The organism is Aureibaculum sp. 2308TA14-22, assembly GCF_040538665.1.
In the GTDB taxonomy this organism is placed as follows: domain Bacteria; phylum Bacteroidota; class Bacteroidia; order Flavobacteriales; family Flavobacteriaceae; genus Aureibaculum.
Window position 1 is genome coordinate 1,125,226 of the sequence record NZ_JBEWXT010000001.1, and the last position, 24,576, is coordinate 1,149,801.

The 24,576-nt window shown below is 31.7% G+C and carries 17 protein-coding genes and 1 tRNA gene; 10 read left to right on the forward strand and 8 right to left on the reverse strand.

Features of this window, described 5'->3' with window-relative positions; all coding sequences use genetic code 11:
* Positions 1–76 precede the first annotated feature (76 nt).
* A tRNA-Ser gene (locus U5A88_RS05035) sits at positions 77–161 on the forward strand.
* 418 nt (positions 162–579) lie between these two features.
* On the opposite strand, the gene U5A88_RS05040 is transcribed toward U5A88_RS05035, so the two are convergent.
* The 4 genes from U5A88_RS05040 to U5A88_RS05055 form a co-directional block, all read right to left on the reverse strand.
* A complete protein-coding gene (locus tag U5A88_RS05040; protein ID WP_354204326.1) occupies positions 580–1,686 on the reverse strand; it encodes an alpha/beta fold hydrolase in 1,107 nt (368 codons plus the stop codon).
* Between the two features lie 37 nt (positions 1,687–1,723).
* A complete protein-coding gene (locus tag U5A88_RS05045; protein WP_354204328.1) occupies positions 1,724–3,940 on the reverse strand; it encodes a DUF5916 domain-containing protein in 2,217 nt (738 codons plus the stop codon).
* Positions 3,941–4,054: 114 nt separating this feature from the next.
* Positions 4,055–4,507 (reverse strand): EamA family transporter, encoded by a 453-nt coding sequence (locus U5A88_RS05050; protein ID WP_354204330.1) that lies wholly within the window; start codon positions 4,505–4,507, stop codon positions 4,055–4,057.
* Between the two features lies 1 nt (position 4,508).
* Positions 4,509–5,027, reverse strand: coding sequence for a GNAT family N-acetyltransferase (locus tag U5A88_RS05055; protein WP_354204332.1), 519 nt, complete (start codon positions 5,025–5,027; stop codon positions 4,509–4,511).
* A 236-nt stretch (positions 5,028–5,263) separates the two neighbouring features.
* On the opposite strand from U5A88_RS05055, the gene U5A88_RS05060 reads away from it, so the two are divergent.
* Positions 5,264–5,728, forward strand: a complete 465-nt coding sequence (locus U5A88_RS05060) for an Lrp/AsnC family transcriptional regulator (protein WP_354204334.1) — start codon at positions 5,264–5,266, stop codon at positions 5,726–5,728.
* 16 nt (positions 5,729–5,744) lie between these two features.
* Here U5A88_RS05060 and U5A88_RS05065 read toward each other — a convergent pair whose 3' ends face one another.
* Positions 5,745–6,533 carry a LytR/AlgR family response regulator transcription factor gene (locus U5A88_RS05065; RefSeq protein ID WP_354204336.1) on the reverse strand — a complete coding sequence of 263 codons (789 nt, stop codon included), beginning with the start codon at positions 6,531–6,533 and terminating at the stop codon, positions 5,745–5,747.
* Complete coding sequence (locus tag U5A88_RS05070; protein ID WP_354204338.1) at positions 6,530–7,576, reverse strand: sensor histidine kinase; 1,047 nt, start codon at positions 7,574–7,576, stop codon at positions 6,530–6,532. The genes U5A88_RS05065 and U5A88_RS05070 overlap by 4 nt, the downstream gene beginning before the upstream one ends.
* 412 nt (positions 7,577–7,988) lie before the next feature.
* Between U5A88_RS05070 and U5A88_RS05075 the strand changes: the two genes are divergently transcribed.
* The 4 genes from U5A88_RS05075 (at position 7,989) to U5A88_RS05090 (ending at position 14,232) form a co-directional block, all read left to right on the forward strand.
* The gene (locus U5A88_RS05075) at positions 7,989–8,876 is read left to right on the forward strand and encodes an ABC transporter ATP-binding protein (RefSeq protein ID WP_354204340.1); all 888 of its coding nucleotides are present in this window, start codon (positions 7,989–7,991) and stop codon (positions 8,874–8,876) included.
* 50 nt (positions 8,877–8,926) lie between these two features.
* The gene (locus tag U5A88_RS05080; RefSeq protein ID WP_354204341.1) at positions 8,927–12,427 is read left to right on the forward strand and encodes an ABC transporter permease/M1 family aminopeptidase; all 3,501 of its coding nucleotides are present in this window, start codon (positions 8,927–8,929) and stop codon (positions 12,425–12,427) included.
* A gap of 53 nt (positions 12,428–12,480) precedes the next feature.
* Complete coding sequence (locus U5A88_RS05085) at positions 12,481–13,383, forward strand: hypothetical protein (RefSeq protein ID WP_354204343.1); 903 nt, start codon at positions 12,481–12,483, stop codon at positions 13,381–13,383.
* Positions 13,384–13,593: 210 nt separating this feature from the next.
* A complete protein-coding gene (locus tag U5A88_RS05090) occupies positions 13,594–14,232 on the forward strand; it encodes a hypothetical protein (RefSeq protein ID WP_354204345.1) in 639 nt (212 codons plus the stop codon).
* Positions 14,233–14,577: 345 nt separating this feature from the next.
* Here the strand turns inward: U5A88_RS05090 and U5A88_RS05095 are convergent, their stop codons facing one another.
* Positions 14,578–17,274, reverse strand: a complete 2,697-nt coding sequence (locus U5A88_RS05095; RefSeq protein ID WP_354204347.1) for a DUF6797 domain-containing protein — start codon at positions 17,272–17,274, stop codon at positions 14,578–14,580.
* A gap of 130 nt (positions 17,275–17,404) precedes the next feature.
* Here U5A88_RS05095 and U5A88_RS05100 point away from each other — a divergent pair, with 130 nt between their 5' ends.
* The gene (locus U5A88_RS05100; protein ID WP_354204349.1) at positions 17,405–18,679 is read left to right on the forward strand and encodes an aminotransferase class V-fold PLP-dependent enzyme; all 1,275 of its coding nucleotides are present in this window, start codon (positions 17,405–17,407) and stop codon (positions 18,677–18,679) included.
* 124 nt (positions 18,680–18,803) lie between these two features.
* Here U5A88_RS05100 and U5A88_RS05105 read toward each other — a convergent pair whose 3' ends face one another.
* Positions 18,804–20,426, reverse strand: a complete 1,623-nt coding sequence (locus tag U5A88_RS05105) for a beta-N-acetylhexosaminidase (RefSeq protein WP_354204351.1) — start codon at positions 20,424–20,426, stop codon at positions 18,804–18,806.
* Between the two features lie 406 nt (positions 20,427–20,832).
* On the opposite strand from U5A88_RS05105, the gene U5A88_RS05110 reads away from it, so the two are divergent.
* The 3 genes from U5A88_RS05110 to U5A88_RS05120 all read left to right on the forward strand — a co-directional run bounded on the left by U5A88_RS05110 (position 20,833) and on the right by U5A88_RS05120 (position 24,509).
* The gene (locus tag U5A88_RS05110; RefSeq protein ID WP_354204353.1) at positions 20,833–22,596 is read left to right on the forward strand and encodes an OmpA family protein; all 1,764 of its coding nucleotides are present in this window, start codon (positions 20,833–20,835) and stop codon (positions 22,594–22,596) included.
* A 111-nt stretch (positions 22,597–22,707) separates the two neighbouring features.
* Positions 22,708–22,992: a DUF2188 domain-containing protein gene (locus U5A88_RS05115; RefSeq protein ID WP_354204355.1), complete on the forward strand. Its 285-nt coding sequence runs from the start codon at positions 22,708–22,710 to the stop codon at positions 22,990–22,992.
* A gap of 32 nt (positions 22,993–23,024) precedes the next feature.
* Positions 23,025–24,509 carry a sulfatase family protein gene (locus U5A88_RS05120; protein WP_354204357.1) on the forward strand — a complete coding sequence of 495 codons (1,485 nt, stop codon included), beginning with the start codon at positions 23,025–23,027 and terminating at the stop codon, positions 24,507–24,509.
* Positions 24,510–24,576: the final 67 nt, after the last annotated feature.

Sequence of the window (24,576 nt, forward strand, 5' to 3'; positions counted from 1 at the left end):
TAAAATAGTTTAAAAAAGCTTTCTATATTTGCATCCTCTTACGCAAAAAGCTACAGAGGACGCAGACCGCGATATTGGAGAAATGGCAGAGTGGTCGAATGCACTGGTCTTGAAAACCAGCGAGGGTCACACCTCCGGGGGTTCGAATCCCTCTTTCTCCGCAAAATGAAACCCACAACGAAAGTTGTGGGTTTTTTACTTTATGCCACGCAGAAAGTTTACTTTCTTAAGTACCGGAAAGTAAAAAGCATGCAAGCGATAGCTTGCTGCGGTTTCTATGTTTGTATTGGATTACCATTTTGGGGTCACGAACTCCAATGGAGTGAGTAATCCCTCTTTCTCCGCTGAGTGAATATTAAAATTCACTAAAACCTTGTAAATTAAATGTTTACAGGGTTTTTAATTTTATTTAATTCCATTTATTGGTAATTATTAGCACTATAAAGGTGACCTATTCGGTTACCTTTTTTTTATTTTTAATTAGTTCACCTTATGTCCATACTTTTTTTAACAATATATTCCATTCTTTATTCATTCTTTAAAAATTCAATTTACGCTGTTTGAGATTGAGGTTTAATTTTATTCTATTAACTTAAAATTCTCACCTAAAACTTCTTTTATCATTATTTGATTGAACTTCTCAGGTTCTTCAAATGCTGGATTATGCGAAGATTTTTCAAAAGTTATAAATTTTTTCTTTGGTGCTTCTATCATATCAAAATATTCTTTTGCTAAATTGTATGATGTTGTATAATCATAAGCTCCTTGCAATATATAAATAGGTAGTCCTAATTCTTTTATAGTTTTTTTCAAATTTGTAGTTAATACTGTTGGGAACATATTATCTATTGATATTTTACTCCCTTTAAAAATGCTGAGTTTATCCGAAAGTGTATATTCTCTATTAAAAATATATGGTAAATAGATCAAATTAAAATAGTTTTCGGAATTATAAATTATTCCATTAAATTTTAAAAGCCATTTACGTTGAACTTCAAACCAATTCGCAATTCCAATTTTATTAAGGTTACTCAGATTATATTCTCCTATTTCATTTAATTCTTTTATTGCAATGGCATTCTCCTGTTCTTTTGCTTTATTCATTACATAATTAAAACTTAGTTTTTCGCTCTCCGATTGGTTCGTCATCTGACCAGTTCCAATAAACGCGTAATAATCATCCGGATATTTATGCACTGTACTCAAGCCTAAGTAAGACCCCCAAGAGTGCCCTAAAATAAATATTTTGTGTTGATTAAATCTGATTTTCAAATAATTAGTTAGTTCATGAGTGTCTTGAATTAATTGGTCAACGCTTAAACAGGATATCGGGATGTTTTCACTATATGACTTCCCCGCTCCTCGTTGATCCCATTGTACTACGGTATAATGTTTTTCAAGAAAACTATTATACTTTCTAAATAAAGGAAGTTCTGATGTTCCAGGTCCACCATGCAATATAAGTAAAATAGGATTTTTCTTGTTTTCACCCCTTATTAGAATAAATTGATTTATTCCTCCAATTTTAACATATTTCATTTCGGCTATGCTATTCTCTAGTTTTTTGCCTTGAGCATCCTTAAATACAGATGTCTTGCCATGGCTTATTATTAGTAAGACTAAAATAGTAATGCTAACTAAAATCAATATAATTGACAGTATAATTTTTGTACTTTTCCTTTTCATTTATGTAAATTTTAATGTAATCGGTATCTGTTATTTTTTAAAAATGGAAAGTATGGCTGTATTTTAATAAGATGCTTTGACTATTACTGACTGGTAATTTTGGAATAACTCTATTAGTATTTTGGTTTAAATCGCCATTATATACCAAATAAAAATCATTACCTTCTTTAGGGTTATATCTTATTCTTAATCCTCCAGTAATAGTTTGTGAAACGTTATTATATTGAATTAGACTGCTTACGTTGAGTTTAGTATTTAAAGTATATAGAATATTTACATTACCTAATTGGACTGTGGTACTTTTATTTTGATTAGGAAATTTTAAATAGTTCAATTGATAATTCCCTTGTACACTCAAATCTGTGGTAATATTTATGAAAGGGGCAAAATTTATTGTTGTTTTATTACCCTCGTAAAATCCTCCTGTACCTAAAGTCAAAGAGTACGCAAATTTGTTGGCAGCTGAACTGGATATCGATGCATTTATACTATTAAAATTATAATTTCCAGGAGCTATTTCTATGTTTTCGGGAAAATTAAAAGGGTAAATTAATGACTCTTTATCTACAGTTGAAAATATATTGTATGTCCACCCTAATTTAGTAAGCATTTGAAAACCAAGAATTAAGTTCCTTGATTCTAAACTACCATCCGTATTTCTCCATATAAGTGTGCTATTACTATAAGGTCCATATTGTGAAATTTTCGATTCTTGTTTCGGAAAAATATTATACGAAAGATTTGAGTTTAATTGACTAAAGTCTCTTCTCGTTTCAAAACCTACTCCAGGCACGTAATCTTTACCTGCTTTACTATAATTAATGGTATATGTGAACCCTTGCTGAGAACGTTTAGAAATTTCAGCAAATAATTTTGATCTATTTAAATCCGAATTTTCTTTTTGATCATCAATATAACTTTGAGCCCATTTTAAAGTAATATAATTATCCTTAATGATTCTAACATTAGCATCAATCCCATAAACGCTATTATATTTGCCTTGAAAATCGGTTCTGTTCGTTGTAATTAAACCAACTGTAGAGTTTTCGTTTATAATATTTTTCCGAACCCTAAATACAGTAAAATTTTCCGAATCTATTTCCCCTTTAGAACCTGTTTGCATGGTCAACCCTCCCAGTTCCCATTTCCCAAATTTCCCAATGAGTCTTGCTCCACCATATATATGTGTTTGTTGTCCTTCAACTATCCCAATTCTTCTACTATGAAATAACTTATCCGATAATCCAAAATCAAAATTAAACAAGCCCGCTCTCTCTTGAAAAAACAGTCTTTTTTCTGGAAAAAATATGCTTGATCTGGTTAAATTTACTTGTTGATTGTCAGCTTCCACTTGAGCAAAATCAGTATTCACAGTTAAGTCGAGAGTAGTATTGCTGCCTAAAGAAATTTTTGCATCTAAACCTACCTCTTTTTTGAAATTGTTATTCGCATCGTAGTTTTGGTTATCGATATTGAACTCATTCAACTTTTCAAAACCAATTAAGACGTAAGGTGTAATATGTATAGGTGTTTTCTTTTTTATATTTTTAAAGCTAAACCTTTGGGTTAGCGAAGGTCTAAAAGAGCTTCCTGATGACACATCTCTGGGAGGGTAAATATCTGTTTCATCATTTCTTGCCAAGTACCTCCAAGTGGTAATTCCCATAATGACTTCGCCATTTTTCACTTCAAATGCTAAACTCGAAAATGGAATCTTAATTTCTGCAAACCAACCCAATTTTGTTATAGTCGCAGCAGTTTCCCAATAAGTATTCCAACTTGTATTAAAAGCATTAGACCCAGTTATATCTCCAGATAATGCCATGTCTAATTTAGAACCTGTTGGTGTTACAAAAAAGGAGAGAGCATTTTCCCTATCATTATAAGTGTCAATAATTATCCCGCACCATTCGGTATTTTCGGTAAATTCATCTCTCTTTTTAGAATTTGAATTTATTTTTTCTGGCTCATTGTCAAACATTCTCCCTGATAAATAAATGAATTCATTGTCGTAGGCAATTCTAATTTCCGTTTTTTGTGTCGGTGCATCTCCTGAATTTGGAACTTTTTGGGTTACCTTTAAAGGTTTAATAGTTTCCCAAATAGGTTCGTTCACTATTCCATCTACTGTAATTTTGGCATTTATTTTCTGTGCTTCAATTATGGTATTTTGTGATAAAATTGTATGATTTGTAAGAATGTAAAGACAAAGTGCTAAAGTTTTTTTGAATAAAAATTTTCTCGTGATGAGCATAATACGTTTTATTAATTAGTAATTAAATTTTTTAAAATAAGGTCGCCCTATTAAATAGATTCTAGTCATTGGTTCTAAGATTTTATTCAAAGTGTTTTGTTAATTTCTTTAGAATTAACCATCCAAAGATTTACCTTTTATAAAAACCAATACCGTAGCTATAGCCAAGATTAAAGAAGCAGCATAATAAATATTCATTTTCTCTCCATAGTAAAAAATGGATACGCCAATGGATGTGGTTATAATTGCTAGAATGGCATAAAGAGTATAAGAGTTGGCTCCATATCCCCTGTACAAAAAATAAAGGAAAACATTAAGAATTAACATTCCTACTCCGGTCATTGCAAACCATTTAATGTTTCCAATAGCATAACTATATAATTGTTCTGTTTTATAAAAGAATGCAATTACAAATAAACCTACTGCGGCAAATAGCAATGAAAATGCTCCAAAGAAAAACGGATTACTATAATTACTAGCGTTTTTTTGACCTACGGTAACCATTGCGTTTCCAATGGATGCTGCTAATGCTAATAAAAAAGGTATAAGTATTACTGGAATTTTCATGTTAAAACGTTTTAGTCATTACTTCATAATCCGCTTTGAGGTTCTCGTATTCATAATGATATTTTGTAGTTTTTTCAAATCCATATTTTTCATAGAATTTAATTGCTTTATCATTTTTATCCCAAACGGCTAACCAGAGCGTTTTAATTCCTAAATTTTGCACTTCTTCAAATAAAATATCTTGCATTTTTTTTCCTATTTTATTCCCGACATAATCGTTTAGTAAGTAAATTTTTTGCAGTTGTGCTGGTCTTTTATCAGAAATTGATTCATATGGAGAGTATTTCTTCAATTTTGCATAACCTACAGGGAGCTTATCCGCAAATGCAATCCAAAAAACATTATTTTCTTTAGTTATGCTACTTCTGATTTTTTCAACCGAAAAAGTATTTTTAAAATAATTTCTTAATACTTTCTCATCCGTCCAAAAATGCCCAAAAGCCTCTCTAAAACTTACTCGCCCTAATAATGCCAAGATTACATCATCTTTAATGGTTGCCTTTCTTATTATTAAATCCATAATATGTTGTTTTAAATAGTTAAATTTTGTTATTCAAAGATATTAATCATTATTAATTTAAAAAATTATATAATTAGGTTAATATGTTAAAAAACGTTTATATATTAATAAAAAATTTATTATTAGATAACAATATTAATTAGAAATGAAAATAAAAATGTTTTATTTTATAAAAAATTGATATTTATTAAAAAAACATTATATTTGTAATTAAATAATTAATAATACTTTATATTATGAATATAGATAAAACAAATTGGTTAATTTTAGAAGAATTACAAAAAGATGGAAGAATGCCATTAAAGGAAATTTCACGTAGGGTGGGAATCTCTTCTCCTGCTATTTCTGAAAGAATGCAAAAAATGGAAGAAGCTGGTATTATAAATGGATACCAAGCTAATGTTAATTTAAAAAAATTAGGCTACCCTATGGGAGTTTATATTTCTGCTAAAATTAGATTTGGTCAAGCAGAAAAATTTTACGAGTTAATAAAAAATACTCCAGAAATAATGGAATGCCATAAGTTAACAGGAAATGATTGTTTATTAATTCGGGCTAATGTAAAGAATACTGATGATTTAGAAAGGTTAAATACTGGTTTATCGCATTATGGAGAACTTACAACATCGCTTGTTTTGTCTTCAGTGGTTGATAAAAGAATTTATAACTATTCTGATAAAAGATTGGAAATGGTTGTTTAATTAGTCAAAAAAGACCTCAACTATTTTCTAGCCATTTTCTAAAATTAGAAGTTTTACTATTTGACGTGTATAATGTGGCTTTCGGTTTATCTAGGCTTATTGCAATTTTATTTTTACTGTAAACACTAAATTTTTTGATGCTATGGACACTTACGATTTCACTTCTATTAATTCTAAAAAAATCTTTAGGGTTAATTAAGTTTTCAATTGCAGTTAACGAATAATTTAATATATGTTTCCGTCCAGAACTATCAATAGCTAAAACAAAATCTCCCTGAGCCTGAAAATATGAAATATCATTAGTTTTTAATAAAATGATACCTTCATGTTTTTTTACTGAAAATTTGGTTTTATAATTTTGTTCGTTATTTTCAACCAATGTTTTTAATTTAGTAATTAAGTCGCCAGAAATAATATGGTTTTGCGTTTTATTTACTTCACTAAATAATTGTATGTATTTGTGCCAAGCACTCTCGAATTGATCTTTCGTATAAGGTTTTAATAAATATGCAATGCCATTAGTGCTAAAGGCATCTACATAAAATTTATCATATGCTGTACAAAATATAATAGGGCATTTTGGTTGAAATGTATCATAAATTTTAAAGACGTTATCATCTATTAATTCAATATCCGAGAAAATAAGATCAATGTCATTATTTTCTCTTAAATATGCTATACCATCGACAACACTTCGTTTCCAAGTAATCTTTGAATTTGGACTAAACTCTTTTATTAAATCTATTAGTTTTTCTCCCGCACGTTGTTCATCTTCAAATACCACGATGTTTAAAATTTTGCTCATTGTAATTCTTTTATTAATGGTAATGTAACCGTAAATTTTGTACCATCTTGAATTGAAATGTCTCTATATGTTAATAGTTTATACCTCGACTTTAGATTTCTCAACCCCGTTCCTAAACTATTTGCCACGTTCGTTTTTAATTGTTTAATATGACTTATTGAAAGTCCATTTTTGTCAATTTGAATGACAACTTTTAGAGGATTTTCAATAGTTCCTTGATTATGTTTTACAACATTTTCAATAAGACTTTGTAATGATGCTGGGGGAATTAAATAATGGTATAAATTATATAAATTATTTAATTTTTCGAATTGATATGCTTTACCGTAACGCTCTTCAATTAAATAAATGTAATCCTCCATAAAACTCCATTCTTCTTGCAAGTTTACTATATCATTTTCCATATTCATTATCAAATAGCGGTACATTTTTGATAGTTTATGCAAATATTCTTTTGCCTTATTTTTATCTCTATCTATTAAGTCATCTAAAGCGTTTAAATTATTAAATAAAAAATGAGGGTTTATATGAGATTTTAAAACATTCAATTCCATTTGTATTTTTTCTGTTTTTAGCTGTTCTATAACTCGGTTATTTATTATCCAATCCTTTGTAAATCGATAGGCAAACGAAAATAATAATGAAAACAATAAAACACTAGGTGCACCGAATAATATACTGTCCCTACTTAAAAATTCTTCAATAACGGCATCAATAGTTAAGACCGTCTTAAACTTAATTAACAAAACGATTAATACTCTTAATAGTTCTAAAATAAGCGATCCTACAACAACAATTACAACATATAGCCCAGCCTTTCTGTTTTTCAGATATTTTGGTATCATCCAAAATGCATTTAAATAAAATAAGAACGGGAATAACAATGCTAAAATTGGTGAGGGAGTATTGGGTCTTATTGTTTTATTTAACCACTCATTTGTCCATTCTACATTTATAAATGCAAAATAGAACGACCAAAACAGCAGATGTATAAAGAGCTCTCCATATTTTAAAACAAAATTTTTTATCACCAGAATTTTCATCGAAGTTTAAGACTAGGCATAGGCTAATCTATAAAATATCTTAAATAATTGTACTTAAAAATAGCTTAATTTAGGATTTATGTAGCTGAATGTAGGATAATAATCTTTAAACAAACACTTAATCACTTTCTAATATTTTTATTGTCCATAAATTATTCAAAGGGAAAAATCATTAATTCAACCTCAATTTTCCCGTGATAGATGAATTCTTTTTTTTAAGATAATGCGATAAAGCTACTTTCGATTTAAAATTAATCATACTCTAATGAAGTTTGCAACATTATTAAAAATTATGTAATAAATGTGACTTGATAAATTTTATTTAAACCGCACCGTAAAGACTTAAAATAATAAATTATATCTAAGCAAAATTTAAAAGAAGGAAATCAGTATAACCAAAAAAAATACCATAATGAACTTAAAAATTGAAAATTTAACTAAAACATACAAAAATGGCATAAAGGCAATAGATAACCTTAATCTTGAGATAGGGACTGGAATGTTCGGATTATTAGGGCCAAACGGAGCAGGAAAGTCTTCGTTAATGAGAACTATTGCAACAATTCAAAAGCCTGATAGTGGTTCGATTACCTTTAATGACATAGATGCCATTAAAGATGAAATGAGTTTAAGAAAAGTATTAGGTTACTTACCTCAAGATTTTGGTGTATACCCTAAAGTTTCTGCCGAAAATCTTTTGGATTATTTTGCCATTTTAAAAGGAATTTCTTCCAAAAAAGAAAGAACAATAATAGTTGAAGAAGTTTTACAACTTACAAATTTATACGATATGCGAAAAAAACATGTAAGTGGATATTCAGGGGGTATGAGGCAACGCTTTGGTATAGCACAATTATTATTAAACAACCCACAATTAATAATTGTTGACGAACCCACAGCCGGTTTAGATCCAGCTGAGCGTAATCGATTTCTAAATGTTCTACGCGAAATAAGTACTAATAATACGGTAATATTTTCAACACATCTAGTTGATGATGTAAAAGATTTGTGTAATAATTTAGCCATTATTAACGGCGGTAGAATACTAAAAACAACTACACCGTCTGATTCAGTTGAAGAAATTGAAGATTTTATTTGGGTAAAAAAAATCGAGAACAATGAATTAGATGAAATTGAAAAAATTTTCTCTGTGTTATCTACTAATTTCAATGAGGATAATAGCTTAAACGTAAGAGTTTTTGCCACTAATAAGCCTGATGCCTCATTCTCAAAGGCAAAAGCCAATTTAGAAGATGTTTACTTTATCGCATTGCGGGAAGATCAATTGAACGAAAATTAGTTTTCACTTATGCGAAAAAAGCATCTCCAAACTTATAAAAATCAAAAATTATGACAACTAAAATATACTCATACGAGCTTAAATATTGGTTAAAGAAACCAACGACATACATATATATATTTGTTTTCTTTGCTTTTGCTTTAGTAACCATGCTAGGAACAGGAGGTTTCTTTGATGGTCCTTCAACATCAACGAAACAATTAAAACATTTAAACTCTCCTCTGGAAATAAATTCTTTATTACAGTTTTTTAATAAATTCTTTATGTTCCTTTTACCAGCAATTATCGGTACAACTATTTATAGGGATTATAAAAGTAGAATTCATAACATTCTGTACTCATTTCCAATAAGAAAGAGAAACTACTTATTTGGTAAGTTTTTAAGCGGATTTTCAATAGTTGCTTTAATTTCATTATTTGTAATAATAGCGTTATTTATTGGTGAACAAATGTTAGGTGTAAATAATCCAAAAATTGGAGAATTTAATATGTTAGGTTATTTAAGTGCTTACTTTATTTACACGCTACCAAACTTATTTTTTTATGGATTACTCGTGTTTATGGGAGTTGCCATAACACGAAACATTTATACAGGTTTTGTAATAGTCATAGTATTGTTTTTAATCCAGATTATTATTGAAAATTTGCTTATTGGTAACTCTTTCTTAATAGCATTACTTGATCCTTTTGCACAAAATACTACATTGTATGAAACAAAAATGTGGACTCTTTCTGATAAAAACTCGAAATTAATCCCCATTTCAGGCGTAGTACTATATAATAGGTTGTTTTGGATGGTTTCTATTTCGATTCTATTTATACTTTTTTATAAAAAATTTGCCCTAGTTCAGGAAGCCTTAAGTTTTAGACTTAAAAAGGCCAAGGGCCTAAGGATGGTAAAAAACAACTTCCAAAGCTCAGGTAAGGTGTATGTGTCTAAAGTAAAATACAATTTTAGCTTTTGGAATCAATTGAATGCAACGTTTAAGATTTCCAATTTAGAATTTAAGTATATTTTTAAAAACCCTTTATTCTATATTCTGGCGGTATTTGGAATGCTAACAATCGTATTTATACTTACAAAAGTAACCAATAAGGGTGATTTAATATTACTTCCTGTAACAAGAATAATGATATCTGGACCGGCATTTTTCTATACTATGGTTGTTACAATAATTACTTTTTTATTTTCAGGAATGCTTGTGCATAGAGCTAAGACATCTAGAATGGATCAATTAATTGATATGAGTCCAATCTCTAACTGGTCCTTAATGTTATCAAAAGTAGTCGCAATAATTAAAATACAGTTCGTGCTTTTGGTAATTTTGATGTTTTGTGGTATTGCCATACAGATATATAACAATTACTTCCATTTTGAATTAGGGCTTTACACATTTCATTTGTTTGTCGTCATTTTCCCAATATTGATTGTGTGGGCATTTACATCGGTATTTATGCATACTTTGATACCAAAACTATACTTAAGTTTATTTATCCTCATAATTGGATTATTCAGTGTCGGTAGTTTAGATCTAATAGGTATTGATACTAACTTATTAAAATTCAATACACCTCCTAAAGCAAATTATAGTGATTTAAATGGCTATGGTAACGGTCTTTTTGGACATACGCTGGTTCAAATGTATTGGTTTGTTTTTGGTTGCATATTAATGATTTTGTCTTACCTATTATGGAAAAGAGGTATTACATTTTCATTTAAGGAAAGAGTTTTACAAATGAAGGCACGCTTTACAGGAAAAATTCAAATTTTTACAAGTATTTTTTTAACGGCCTTTATTACTTTGGGACTTTCAATATATAAATCAGAAGGTAAAATTCAATTTTCTCAGAAAAAACAAAATGCAATACTATCTAACTTCCATAAGAAATTTGATAAGTATAAAAATATTAAACAACCAAAAATAACAGCAGTTAAAATAAACATGAATATTTTTCCTAGGAGTAATACTTTTAACGCAAACGGTACATATACAATTGTCAATAATTCCGAAAAAAATATTGATACACTACTCATAAAAACCGGTTTTGATGAAAACACCAATTATACAATAAGCGAATCAAACAAGGTTTTAATTGAAGATAAAATGATGCAATTCAAAGTTCACGTGTTAAAAAAACCGTTAGTTCATCATGATACCTTAACACTAAATTTCGACATTGAAAACAAAGAAAACTCGGTATTTGAAAGAAATTCAAGTGCCCTTAAAAATGGTACATATATTCTTAATGACGCACTTCCAAGGCTTGAGTATATTGGTGATGAATTTAAAAAACATCCTTCAGATAGTACCGTTACTAAATACCATTATACAGCATCGGATAGCGACTTAGTTGATTTTGAAGCAATCATAAGCACAAGTGCTGATCAAATAGCAATTGCACCGGGATATCTGCAAAAAAAATGGAAAGAAAATGGTCGTAGTTATTTTCATTATAAAATGAATAAAAAAATAAAATTTCTATTCGCATTTAATTCGGGAAAATTTGAAATAAAGAAGGAAAAGCATAAAGGCGTAAATCTTGAAATATATCATCACAAAAACCATAATTATAATAATGATAAAATAATTGATGGTTTGAAGGCAGCAATAGACTACAATACAAAATACTTTAGTGATTATCAACATCAAGAGGCACGTGTTATAGAATTTCCTCTTTCAGAGGGAACTTACGCAACTACGATGGCTAATTCAATTCCTATGTCAGAAGTTAGGTTTATAATAAATTCAAATGGGGATACCGATAAGATGGACTTATCTTTTTATATGCCGGCACATGAATTAACACATCAATGGTGGGGAAACCAAGTCGTTTCGGCTGATGCTTTAGGGGCGAAAATGCTTACCGAGAGTATAACTGAATATATAAGTTATAAAATTTATAAAAAATATTTTGGTGAAGAAAAAGGAATGAGTTTTTTAAAATTTCAGCGAAGTAGATATTTGAGGGGGAGAACCCGTGAGGATGGTACTGAAAATCCATTGTACCTTGTAAATGAAGACCAAATGTATATTTCTTATGGTAAAGGTACAATTGCTTTTAATACTTTGAGTCACTATTTGGGAGAAGAGAATCTAAACAAAATTCTTAAAAATTTTCTAGACTCATATAAATTTAGAACCAACAAATATCCAACTTCAATTGATTTGATTAATGAATTGAAAACGTCGGTACCAAAAAATTTACAATACTTAATAATTGATATGTTTGAAACAATAACATTTTATGAAAATAAAATTAATAGTGCAAAAATGGTATCTAGGAATAAAGAAAAATTTACAATTGAAGTTGATTTAGAAGTTTTAAAGTATAGAAATGGTAATGTAGGTGCTCCCTTAAAACTTAATGATTATATCGAGCTCGGATTCTATACCAGCAGCGGAAAATTAATTTCTATTGAAAAGAAAAAAATAATGAAGGCCAATAGTAAATTATTTTTTCAACTAGATGTTCATCCGTCTAAAGTTATTCTTGATCCCAATTATTTAGTAATTGATAAAAACATTGATGATAATCATTTTGAGCTCTAATACGAAGAACTCTTTTATAATTATAAAGTTTAAAAATATAAATGTTTAAAGAAATGAGAACTAAGTTTTTAATTACGTTATTATTTATAACTTCATTTATCGAAGGCCAAGAAATGAAATTCACATACGATAATTTTGACAATGAAGTTTTAAAATATAAGCCAATACAAAGGGAAAATGTTTCTGATGAGGATTACAAAAATGGTTTATTTAAATTAAATGAGACTAAATTATCAGTAAAATATAATGCTTCAAATTTAAATAGTGGTGATTTTTGGAATATCACTATGGCATTTGTAAATCTAAAAGAACCTAAATCAAATATCAAAATCGCATTTACGAAGGCCATTAGTTTTAGTAATAATAATGTTTGCTTATACGTTGATAAATTTGGACCATCCGGTTTGGATAAAATAATCACGGAAACATTCAATAACTTCTATAAAGGTTGTAAAAAAGAACGCACAAAAAAAACTGTACTTGATTTAGAAGCTTATTCTGAAAAAGGAAACTTCAATTTGGACTTAATAGTGTTAATTAATTATGTTAAATCTAACGATCAATATTACAGACAAATGAAAGGTAAATATTACGAGAACCCAATACAACTTAAAAAACAAAGAAAACTTGATCTTAAAAATCAACGAATTATTGATTCTCTATTCAATATTCATCAAACTTATATAGGCAGAACTTTAGTGGGAGAAGAATTTACGAATGTTATGTGGAGTGTTATTCAACATTCTAATGTAAAAATGATGGAAAAATACCTGCCTATTGTATACGAAGCTTATACCAAAAAAGAAATAGAGGTAGTAGCATTAAAAATGTTAATCGATAGATTCTACGGACTGAAATATGGCTATCAAATTTTTGGAAGTCAAAATGGTTTTGGATTTGAAATGGCTGAACCAAGAAAAAGAAAAGAAATAATTGAAAAATATAAAATTCATTAAAATTTAGATTGATCTGTTTTTTATAAAAAGAATTATAATCAAAACTAGCTGATTATAAATATTGATAATAAATAACGCCTTATGTATTAAATTACATTTTACTCAAATGACAAAAACCCGAATAATGAATTCGAAAAATTGAGGAAAAATAATTTGGTAAAAGTAAAATTATCGCTGGATTGAAAATGGCTACTAAAAATAGAACATAAATTGAAATTTGACAAGAAAAAATACAAAATATATACATGGAAGCATTGGGTTAATTTACATTGGATACTAAATCCAGGAATGGCTATTAACGAGTTAGTTTTTGGTCAACGTATACCAAAATTGAGCATAGTACACAAAACTTTCGACAAAAATAAATCGGAAAGAAGATATGTTTATTGCCCTAATTGCTATACGCTTCATGATGTAAGAATTTGGGAAATTCAAAATGGTGTAGCCCTAAAAAATTGGTTTGGACTTTATTGTTCGAATTGTGGCAAAATTATTCCTTGTTTAATTAACATCCTGAGTTTAACCATTCTTATTTTTACTTACCCAGTTAGAGTACTATTTATAAAAAAACTTAAATCGAAATGGTTAAAAAAACAAGTAAAAAGATATGAGCGTATAGACTTTAAAAAGTTACAAAATCCTCTTGATAAGAAAACTTGGATAAAACTCGGTTTAAAGTGGGGTGCAATTATGTTTTTTATACTAACATTTGTTTTCCCTTATTTTGATTGGGTTGGAGGAACTTTTAAAAGCATATTTCTTATTCCACCTCTTTGGGGTATGCTCGGCCATAAATTTAGAGGTTCTTTGAAATTCTTTACTAAAAAGATCAAAGGTAAAAAAGAATAAACGTTAATAAAATACAAGATACCTATTAGGTTACCTAATCATTTTGTTGATAACTATTTAATTCAATACTAGTCTATTAAGAAATTGCGGGTAGTTCCTCTTTCTCCGCTGATCAAGCATAACTTTAGAACAGCTTGAAAATAAAATCCATCAAGTTTACTTGAGTGGGATTTTCAGTTTTAAGTTGTCAATTCAGCCAGAATTGAAAGTTATATTTGCAGTATATGGTTTGAGGGATCACGATCCCGAGTACTCGGGGGAGTAATCTCCAGTTTACTTTCGTAATTAAGGAAAAAAATAGACATGCCAAGTATGCCCTAGCACTTGAAAATCATAATTTTATTTTTAATCATCACCTAAATTATGAATAGTACTATGTATTTTTCCTTCAGTTTCTTTTCCTTCTTTATTTTTTAAGGTAAACACTATTTCCATTTGCCATACAGGTTTCATGTTTGGAATAGAGAGCATTACTGTTTTACCGTCAGCTATTAATTCTGCTTTTTCCAGTTTTATTTCTTTTGTATTATAACGTTCCGAGCCATAATTTCTGGTTCGCTTGAGAGCCCATGTTTTAATGAAGAAATTAGAAATGTCCTCTGCAGATTTTTTGTCCAACAGGGTGGAAAATTCTAATCTAACACCTTTTTTTACTGCATTTATTTTGACTGGTGCTATAACGGGCTTTCCAGTATATCTTATTCTATATAAACCTCCAGGTTCTGTTGTTTGTTGGGTACCCCATGCAGACATACCACATAAATAAAGTTGTCCATCAGTCGGATGAAAGCGACCTCTCATAACGCCTGTTGGAAAAATAGGAATGGGTAATTCAAAGAAAGAGCCTTGCATTTGACCATTCACTTTTTCATGTGGCACAAGGTATACCTTTCCATAACCATAAGAAAAGTTTAGTAGTCCACCATTAAACGGACCCCATTTTTCACTATCTACCCATAACAGCTCAGAAGGAGAACGATCCATTTCTTTATCTACCCAAGCCATAGGAGGAATCATCGCTGCATCTGAACTATCTGCAGGAGGATTGTATCCATACATGTTTCCATAAAACCCATTAGTGTCAACCCAGTTTATTCTATTCATTGGATTCCAATGACCTTCTTGATCGGTGACTACAAAACTACCATCTGGATTTATACATACACCATTGGCCGCTCTAAAACCATTTGCTATAATTTCAGTCTGCATTCCATCTTTACTTACCTTAAGTAATGTGCCATGATGTGGTACCAGTGCTTTACGGGCATGTCTACCACTTTTCGCATAATAAAAATTACCGTTTGAATCGGTTTGTAAGCCCATGGCAAATTCATGAAAATGGTCGGTTACTTGATGATCACTGTTGAAACTTTCATAAAAATCAGTCTCTTCATCATTGTTTAAGTCCCTAAGGATAACGATTTGATCTCTGCAAGTCACATATATTTGTTCATCAACCACTTTGATTCCAAGGGGTTGAAACAACCCTGTGGCTATTCTTTTCCATGTGAGTTTTCCTGAATTGTCTGTTAATCCTTTAATCAACCAAATATCACCTTCTGTACAACTCACTACCGCTTTGTTGTCATCAGCAAAAAAATCGATACCACTCATTCGTAATCTGCTGTACCATTTGTTGTCTTTCGGTGCTGTAAGCACGTCAGCAATAAATGGCCCATCAGTATTTAAAGGCACAATTTCAGTGGTTAAAACTTCGGAATAATTAGGTTTTCCTCCTTTTGTGAATTTGCTTAGAGAAACTGGGGTAGAAGAACTTTTTGAAAACGCTTTGAGCCCAACCGAAGACTCTGAAATAAATAGCTTCAATTCAATTTCATCCGTTTTTGGAATCGCTAGTATAATATATCCATTCTCTTGAACCAATTGTCCAGGTTTACCAATTAGCTCTACTCCAACACCAACTGGTGCTATTCTCATCTTGAGCGGCACATCGACATCTTTAAGATTCAGTGTGCGTGTAAATATATTTTGTTCATTTAGCTTTTCCAATCCAAATTCTTCTAACACCTCAGTGTTACCAACGGTATAAGAAACTATGGTATGCTCCTCATATTGATAAATGCCTTTATATTTTGCCCATTTTCTAGGTAAAGGACCAAATTTTCTTCCATCTTTGCCTTTAAATCTAGGATCGTCAAAAGAACCAGTTTCAGGATTAGCCCAACCTGGTGCCACTGGGTTTTCGAAATGTAAATTTCCAATAGTTGCAGGAGAAATATTATGCTTACCATTGAGCAATATTCCATTCCAATCTATAAAACCTTCACCAGACCAACCACCAGCAACTCTAAACAGATCATGGTCAAAAATAGCCCATGCATTTCCTCCTGCTACGCCACCAGAACCTTTATCTAATCTAATGGCGATACCTTTGTAAGCCATATTAGCTTTAGAAAAATCTTCATTAGCTAAAGGAGATTTTCCGCTAGATCTTTCAATGGGTGAAGTGCCTTCTTTAACCAATTCATAGGTGTTGATTAAAAAATTTCCATAATCCATTGCTCTCCATGGTTCTGAAACTTTGGGCTGTGGCCCAATAGACGAGCCCACTGGCAAACTTTCTAAGTAACTCTTGTCAATAGCAACATATTCTTCGGGATTGTTTTCTTTGATGAATTCCTCTCTGATATAATGAATGATATCATACTTTTCTCTTGGTACCAGCTGAACTTGTGGCGGCATAGTAGCAAACCCATGCGTAATAGTTTGGTACATTGAAAAAGGATCGTTACCTACTTTAAATTTGTCATTCCAAAATTTAGTGGCGGTGGGTATGGCTCCTTCGTCTTTTATATTTCCATGACAATTATGACAGGAAAATTGATATGCTTCTTTACCACGTCTATATGACCCTTCATTTAAGTCTTGTAGTATTGCTGCATGGTCAATATTTTGCTCATATTCCGAAACTTGATCAGGTTTTAGGGTAAATGACACATCTTTATGCCATTCCTTTTTTTCGTTACAAGAAACCAGGAAGAGACAAAAAGCTATTCCCACTAATTTCAATATGGTTTTCATTTGGTTGGTTGTTTATTGTTACAATAAATATCTAAATATTTTCTAACTTTAACAAATAGATAAAATGTTTACCTATTGAGTCTCCAGAAAACTAAAAAACGTATTTTATATTTAATTAAAAATGTATGTAATGAATCAACGTAGAGCCTTCCTAAAAAAAACCACCTTAGCCGCCATTTCTTTACCCTTATTATCTTTCGATGCCAAAAAAGAATGGTCACTTCCTAGTAGTACTAATTATACCAATCAAGAAGAGTATTGGCAAATGATTAGAAAGCAGTTTCCCTTAAAAGAAGGACAAACCTATTTCAATAATGGAACTATGGGGCCAACATCTGGTTATGTTTTAAACAAGATGATAGATCATATGTTATATTTTAATAAAGAAGCGGCTACAGTAGATTATAAAAATGGTTCAGGCCCTGAATTGCTAAGTGGCTATTTTCCTTATGAAAAACTGCGTACAGAACTGGCTAAAATTATTCATTGTGATTTTAAAGAAATTTCTTTAACACAAAATGCCACTTTTGGGATGAACTATATTGGTATGGGACTCAATTTAAAAGAAGGAGATGAGTTGCTTAATACCAATCAGGAACATGGCGGAGGCTTTGGGGCTTGGCAATTACTTGCTAAAAGAAAAGGCTGTGTTTACAAACAGGCCATAATGCCTGAACCTGCTAATGACCCTCAGGAAATTTATGATGCTATTTTTAAAGCGGTAACACCCAAGACCAAGGTTATTGCCATACCTCACATTGTATCAGTTTATGGCACCGTAATGCCTGTAAAAGCGATATGTGCTGAAGCCAAAAAGCGTGGTATATTTACGGTATTAGATGGTGCACAATGTGTTGGTCAAGTTGCGGTGGATGTGAAGGATATTGGTTGTGATGCTTATTATTCCAGTTTACATAAATGGTTGCTGGCACCTCCAGGTAGTGGTATTTTATATGTAAATAAAGAAGTAGTTAGTAACATTTGGTCTACCATAGCCAGTTATAATTGGGATAATCAGGAGGATCATGGTTTTAGACTGATGCAGAATGGAACAGGAAATCCAGCATTAATAGCAGGACTTGAGGCTTCGGTAGATTTTTTCAATAGTATTGGACAAGAAAGATGGTTGGGTAGGATTAAGGAGCTGGGTAGCTATTTACGAAGTGGTTTAAAAGAAATGCCACATGTAACTATTGTTTCACCTACCAATGAAGATTTGGCTGCTGGTATTACTACCTATTTTATTGATGGAATATCAGGTCCAGATTTGCAAAAAAAGATGTGGGATAAAGAACGCTTACAGCCACGTTCTGTAGGTGCTAAACTTTTACGTCATTCGGTACATATTTACAATTCTAAAGAAGAAATTGATAGAGCATTAAAGGTTGTTAGAGGCTTAGGGTAAAAAAGAACAATAGATCTTTAAAATTTAGAAACGAGGTCCATAAACATTAAAGATGTCCTTATATTGCTAAAATGCTAAGATTAACAAGCATAATTTTATTTAGAAAATTGAGGCCTAATTTTTTTTACTTCAGCACTTTAGCATAATTAATATTCAAACTATCCCAATGGCTTTGCATATTTTTAAGAGCCACTTTAAAATGATCGTAATCTTTATTTTCTAAAGATGTCCAACCTACTTCTGCATAAGCAGCAATTCTAGGAAAAGTTTGTCGTTCAACATCAGCATTTGTTGGTGTCCACTCCGTCCACATTTGGCAACCTAAACCATAAATGTTTTTATGGTATTTTTCTTCAAGTCCTTCTGGTATAGGGTCAAAGTTATAGGCTTTTTCTAAGCTAATAGCTTCATAATTATAATCTAAATAGGTATTGCTATGCAATGAGTTTACAATACCATATCCTTTTTTAGCAGCATCTGTTGCTAAGGCTAAATCGCCTTTCCAGAAATGAACTACCACATTTTTGGCCAATTCCGTTTCTGCTGCAGCATCATCCTTCTTTTCTTCGAAGCCTTTATGGATGTTAACTCCCATAATTTCGTTCCAACCCATCATTCTACGTCCGTTTTCTTCAATAAATTTTGAGATGTTATTGGTAAAGTGAATTTGCAAATCAGCGGGTGTATTTATATTGTTTTTTTTCATGTAATCTTGTACATGTTTTGATTCTTCCCAAACTTTATAACCGACTTCATCACCACCAATATGTATCACTTCAGAAGGAAATAATTCAAAAACCTCCAATAGCACATCTTTTATAAACTGAATTACTTTTGGTTTGGTAACATCATAATTATCATAATGCCTACCAAATTTCACAGGCACATCAATATCCACGCCAGCAGTACCTAACCAAGTATAAGCAGCAATAGCCGCACTTGAATGCCCTGGCATTTCAATTTCTGGTACTACGGTAATATTTCTTTCTGCCGCATACGCCACAATATTCTTAATTTGTTCTTGAGTATAGAATCCGCCATGAGGTTCGCCAGAAGTTTTTCCACTTTTCCAAGTGCCTATTTCAGAATCGCTACGAAAAGCACCTATTTTGGTCAGCAAAGGGTATTTTTTAATTTCTATTCGCCAACCAGCATCATCAACCAAATGCCAATGAAAAGTATTCATCTTTAATAATGCCATTTGATCTAGTAGTTTTTTTACAAATGCTTCACCTTGAAAATAACGCGACTCATCTAACATATAGGCACGCCATTTAAAACGCGGATTATCCTTAATGGTAATAGATGGTACTAAATAGCTGGTTTTGTTGGTTTCTTCAGAAACTTCTTTAGAGAGTAACTGCTTCAAGGTTTGTACACCATAAAAATAACCAGCTTGGTCATTGGCTTTAATCGCTATTTTTTTTGGAGTTACTATTAACTCATACTCTTCAGCATCTAAACCTTCAGCCTTTTCAAAAGTTATGGAACCAGAATTTTCGTTTATTGTCAAGTTAAAATCAGATTTATCTTTCACAAAGTTTTTAAGGTCATTTGCGGCGAGTTGCTGTGCGGCATTAGTTGCAACTATGTGTTGCCCCTCTTTAAATGCAAAAGAAGCTTCTGCCAATACTATAGAAGCGGGTTTAGGTAGTACGGCTATTTCTGATTCCGTAAAAGTTCTATTCTTTTTTGTACAACTAATTAACAGTAAGAGTAAGGCGAATTGAAAAATAGCTTTTTTCATGGTTAGTGGCTGAAGTTTAATTTTGGTAAGTAAAATTAACACATTTATTGGCTTGTTTAAAGAATAGATGTAATACTTATTAAGGAATAGTCCTTTTGAAAAATGTTTTTTATAAAAAATACTACTATAAATTATATTTGTGCTACAAGCTCATTTAAATTACTTCTAAATGATTGATTATCAAAATAATAAAACTTAATTGATTTAGTGTAGAGTTGTTGTTTTTCTATCCTTAATAACATTGAATTCGTAGAAAGATTTTAAAAGTGGTACGCTATTTGTTAAAGTTATGTTAACGAACTCATCTTAACTTTTTGTTTGAAATCGAAAAGTTGAGATGGGTTCACTGCTTTTTTAAAAGCATTTTGAATGAAAAAGAATATAAACCCTTTTAAACTTTTTTGCTATGAAAGATTTATTAAAATTAACAGTATTACTATTTGTATTTGCCAACACATTAATGGCAACAGCTCAAGATGAACCTAAAAATAAGGATAAGCCGTTAGACCGTAATTATTTTCAGTTGACTCCCAGAGTTGGTTATGATTTTCCCACCTACAACAACGACACACCTTATATAGATTATAAAGGTGGATTGGACTTAGGACTTTCGTTAGATTATTATTGGAACTGGTACGGTTTGGGTATTGATATTGACTATATAACCAACCAACCCAAAAGTACATTCCCAACTTCTAATATTTATGAGCTCGATTTAAGAACGCCTATAAATTCGTTCAATTTAAGCGAGGACAAAATTACACGACTTTTTTACGGTATTGGTCCAAATTTTCAATACCGGACACGTTCCGGGAAATTCACAGCTGAATTGAACACTCGTGTAGGATGGGCTAATATTGAAGGGGGACGCACCTATTTAGAAGGCTCTTCTGGTAATAATACGTATCCTTTGAATTTCCATGCTGGTTATAAGGATACTCAAGTGCTCACCGCAAAAGGACAACTTCGTTTTACCTACTTTATTTCCAAAAAAATTGGAATTAATATTGGAGGATACTACATAAAGCATTTTGGTGTTGAAGAGCTAATAGAATCTGGACGTTCTACAATGTACCAACCATTGTTCCCTATTGAAGGGCCAAACAAAGAACCTGTAAACGTTATTGAAACTGAACCTGTAATGAGAACCAAAGCAACCAGTAACGATATCTCATCCATTGGGGCATTTGCTGGTGTTACTTTTAAATTTGGTAAAACCAAAAAGAAGGAAAAATGCGAAATGTGCTCTGAAACATGTAATGTAACCATAACCGCAAAAGATCAATATACCAGCCAACTGTTACCAAATACGGAAATTGTATTGGAAGATTTATCGGGTACTATGGTGCAAACAGGAACATCTAATGAATTTGGAATCATCGTTTTTAATAAGGTTGCACCAAATGATTATATCGTAAAAGGAAAACTACTTGATATTGCGTTACAATCCGAACGCATTGCCAAAAGCGATTTTGATGCCTGTCTAAAAAACAATCGTTTGGGCGTTGAAAAAACAATTTTATATACCGATGAGAACTATATCTTAAAAGGAAAAGTGGTGGAGTGCAACTTGAGTGAAGGTTTGCAAGATGTAGCTGTTAAAATCAGGGACAAGGTAAATGCTGGTGAGAAAAATACCATATCAGATGCTAAAGGAGAATTCATTTTTTACCTAAAACAAGCCTCTACGTATGCTTTAAATGGTACAAAAGATGGGTATTACTCTAGTGAGGTAGAAGTTAAAACCGCTGTGTACAACAGAAACAAAACCCTGTTTATTGAATTTGAAATGTGTATAGACCCTTGTGGTAAAGCGATAAATTTGGATAATATTAATTTTAATTTGGACGAAGCCAAAATACTGCCAGAGTCTATCCCAGATTTACAACGTATTGTAAAATTAATGAAAGACAACCCAACTATTCATGTAGAAATGTCATCGCACACCGATAGTCAAGGTTCTGATGAATATAACAGAAAACTATCGCAACGACGTGCAGATGCTACTGTAAATTATATTGTAAGACAAGGTATCTCCAAAACGAGGTTAAAGGCGAGGGGAGCAGGCGAAAGCGAGCTTAAAAACACAAAATGTTCCGATAACGTACCTTGCACGGATGATGAGCACCGAATAAACCGTAGAACCGAGTTTAAAGTAGTGTGTTTTTAAGAGTACAACCCGTCCACATTAAATAACAAACAAATCAAGGCAGCCATAATCGCTGTCTTGATTTTTTTATACACCTAAAAATACTATCTTAGGTGCTGCAATATTGTAACGATGCCCGATAAATCCAAATCTAATTTCTGGTTAGACCTTTTAAGTCAATTTGTTGACCTGTTTTTAAAAAGTACTAACAAACGAAAAAGAACTTGGCACCAACATGTGGTACCCTATGAAGACCATTGGGCAGTTCGCCGCGAAGGGAATAAACGCATTACGTCTAAACACAATTATCAAGATACTGCCATTAGAAAAGCCAAAAGTTTAGCCAAAAAATATAAGGCAGATGTTATTATCCATAGAAAAGATGGAACCATAAGAGACCGAATAAACTACAATTAAAAAAAAAAGGAAAACCATATAGGCCATTTAAAATGAAAAAACAAACCCTTCTAATGCTACTCACTACAATGTTGTTGGTGAGCTGTACTCAAACAAAAGAAAAGCAAAATACCGCAAAGGCTATAAACACCACAAAGCCTAATGTTGTCATCATATTTATTGACGACGAAGGGTATGGCGATGTAGGATGTTACGGAGCAACAGGTTTCCGAACCCCCAATATAGACCTAATGGCCAGCCAAGGCATGAAGTTTACAAATTTCTACTCCGCTCAGCCCGTATGTAGTGCTTCACGTGCCGGCCTTTTAACGGGTTGCTACCCGAATAGAATTGGATTCTCAGGAGCTTTATTTCCAAAAGATACTATTGGTATCAATGCAAAAGAATTAACTATTGCCGAAATGTTTAAGGAGCAAGGATATGCAACGGCTTGTTATGGGAAATGGCATTTGGGCTGGCAAAAAGAATTTTTGCCAATGCAGCATGGTTTTGATGAGTATGTAGGTTTACCCTATTCTAATGACATGTGGCCCCATAGTAACATTACAGGTGAAAGATTACCAGCCCATAAGGTTGGAAATTATCCTGATCTCCCATTGATAGAAGGAAATGAAATATCAGAAACCATTACAAGCCTAAAAGATCAGGATAAATTGACAACGCTTTATACCGAAAAAGCAGTTGATTTTATTAACAGAAATGCAGACAATCCCTTCTTTTTATATGTTCCGCACAGTATGGGACATATTCCGCTCGGTGTGTCTGATAAATTCAGGGGTAAAAGCGAACAAGGCCTCTATGGTGATGTGATGATGGAAATAGATTGGTCAGTAGGAGAAATAACCAAAGTATTAGCGGAAAATAATATCGCAGACAATACCATTATTATTTTTACTACAGACAATGGACCCTGGCTTAATTTTGGAAATCACGCCGGCTCATCAGGAGGTTTACGCGAAGGAAAAACGACCAGTTGGGAAGGCGGACAACGTGTTCCATTTATTATCCGTTGGCCAGGAAATACACCTAAAGGTACTGTTAATGATAAATTAGCCTGTGCCATTGACCTATTACCCACTTTAGCTGCAATTACAAATGGCAAATTATCTGATAATAAGATTGATGGTGTTGATATTACCTCGCTTTTTAAAGGTGATTTTGAATCTACCCCACGAGAAACCATTTTGTATTATCACGGAAAAAACAATCTAAATGGTGTGCGTAAAGGAAATTGGAAGTTGGTGTTGCCACATACCTATGCTTCTTACAATACAAAACCAGGCAATGACGGACATTATGGACAACGAATAAAAACGGTTGTAGAGCAACCCGAACTATACAATATGATGAGAGACCCCGGTGAACAATACAATGTAATTGAATATTACCCTGAAAAAGTAGTGGAACTTATGGAAGTTGTAGAAAAATCGAGAGCGGAATTGGGCGATTTAAATGTTGGAATTGCTAAAGGAAACGAAAACAGAGCCATAGGTAAAGTAAAGAAGTCGGCGATCTAAGAGTATACCCTATTGCTGTAGGCTAATAAATGCAAAAGAAATTAAAAAATCGAACTTAAAATTATCT

Excerpts from the sequence above, each read along its gene's own strand:
- U5A88_RS05040 (WP_354204326.1), bottom strand. The coding sequence starts at position 1,686 with ATGAAAAGGAAAAGTACAAAAATTATACTGTCAATTATATTGATTTTA.
- U5A88_RS05045 (WP_354204328.1), bottom strand. The coding sequence starts at position 3,940 with ATGCTCATCACGAGAAAATTTTTATTCAAAAAAACTTTAGCACTTTGT.
- U5A88_RS05050 (WP_354204330.1), bottom strand. The coding sequence starts at position 4,507 with ATGAAAATTCCAGTAATACTTATACCTTTTTTATTAGCATTAGCAGCA.
- U5A88_RS05055 (WP_354204332.1), bottom strand. The coding sequence starts at position 5,027 with ATGGATTTAATAATAAGAAAGGCAACCATTAAAGATGATGTAATCTTG.
- U5A88_RS05060 (WP_354204334.1), top strand. The coding sequence starts at position 5,264 with ATGAATATAGATAAAACAAATTGGTTAATTTTAGAAGAATTACAAAAA.
- U5A88_RS05065 (WP_354204336.1), bottom strand. The coding sequence starts at position 6,533 with ATGAGCAAAATTTTAAACATCGTGGTATTTGAAGATGAACAACGTGCG.
- U5A88_RS05070 (WP_354204338.1), bottom strand. The coding sequence starts at position 7,576 with ATGAAAATTCTGGTGATAAAAAATTTTGTTTTAAAATATGGAGAGCTC.
- U5A88_RS05075 (WP_354204340.1), top strand. The coding sequence starts at position 7,989 with ATGAACTTAAAAATTGAAAATTTAACTAAAACATACAAAAATGGCATA.
- U5A88_RS05080 (WP_354204341.1), top strand. The coding sequence starts at position 8,927 with ATGACAACTAAAATATACTCATACGAGCTTAAATATTGGTTAAAGAAA.
- U5A88_RS05085 (WP_354204343.1), top strand. The coding sequence starts at position 12,481 with ATGAGAACTAAGTTTTTAATTACGTTATTATTTATAACTTCATTTATC.
- U5A88_RS05095 (WP_354204347.1), bottom strand. The coding sequence starts at position 17,274 with ATGAAAACCATATTGAAATTAGTGGGAATAGCTTTTTGTCTCTTCCTG.
- U5A88_RS05100 (WP_354204349.1), top strand. The coding sequence starts at position 17,405 with ATGAATCAACGTAGAGCCTTCCTAAAAAAAACCACCTTAGCCGCCATT.
- U5A88_RS05105 (WP_354204351.1), bottom strand. The coding sequence starts at position 20,426 with ATGAAAAAAGCTATTTTTCAATTCGCCTTACTCTTACTGTTAATTAGT.
- U5A88_RS05110 (WP_354204353.1), top strand. The coding sequence starts at position 20,833 with ATGAAAGATTTATTAAAATTAACAGTATTACTATTTGTATTTGCCAAC.
- U5A88_RS05115 (WP_354204355.1), top strand. The coding sequence starts at position 22,708 with ATGCCCGATAAATCCAAATCTAATTTCTGGTTAGACCTTTTAAGTCAA.
- U5A88_RS05120 (WP_354204357.1), top strand. The coding sequence starts at position 23,025 with ATGAAAAAACAAACCCTTCTAATGCTACTCACTACAATGTTGTTGGTG.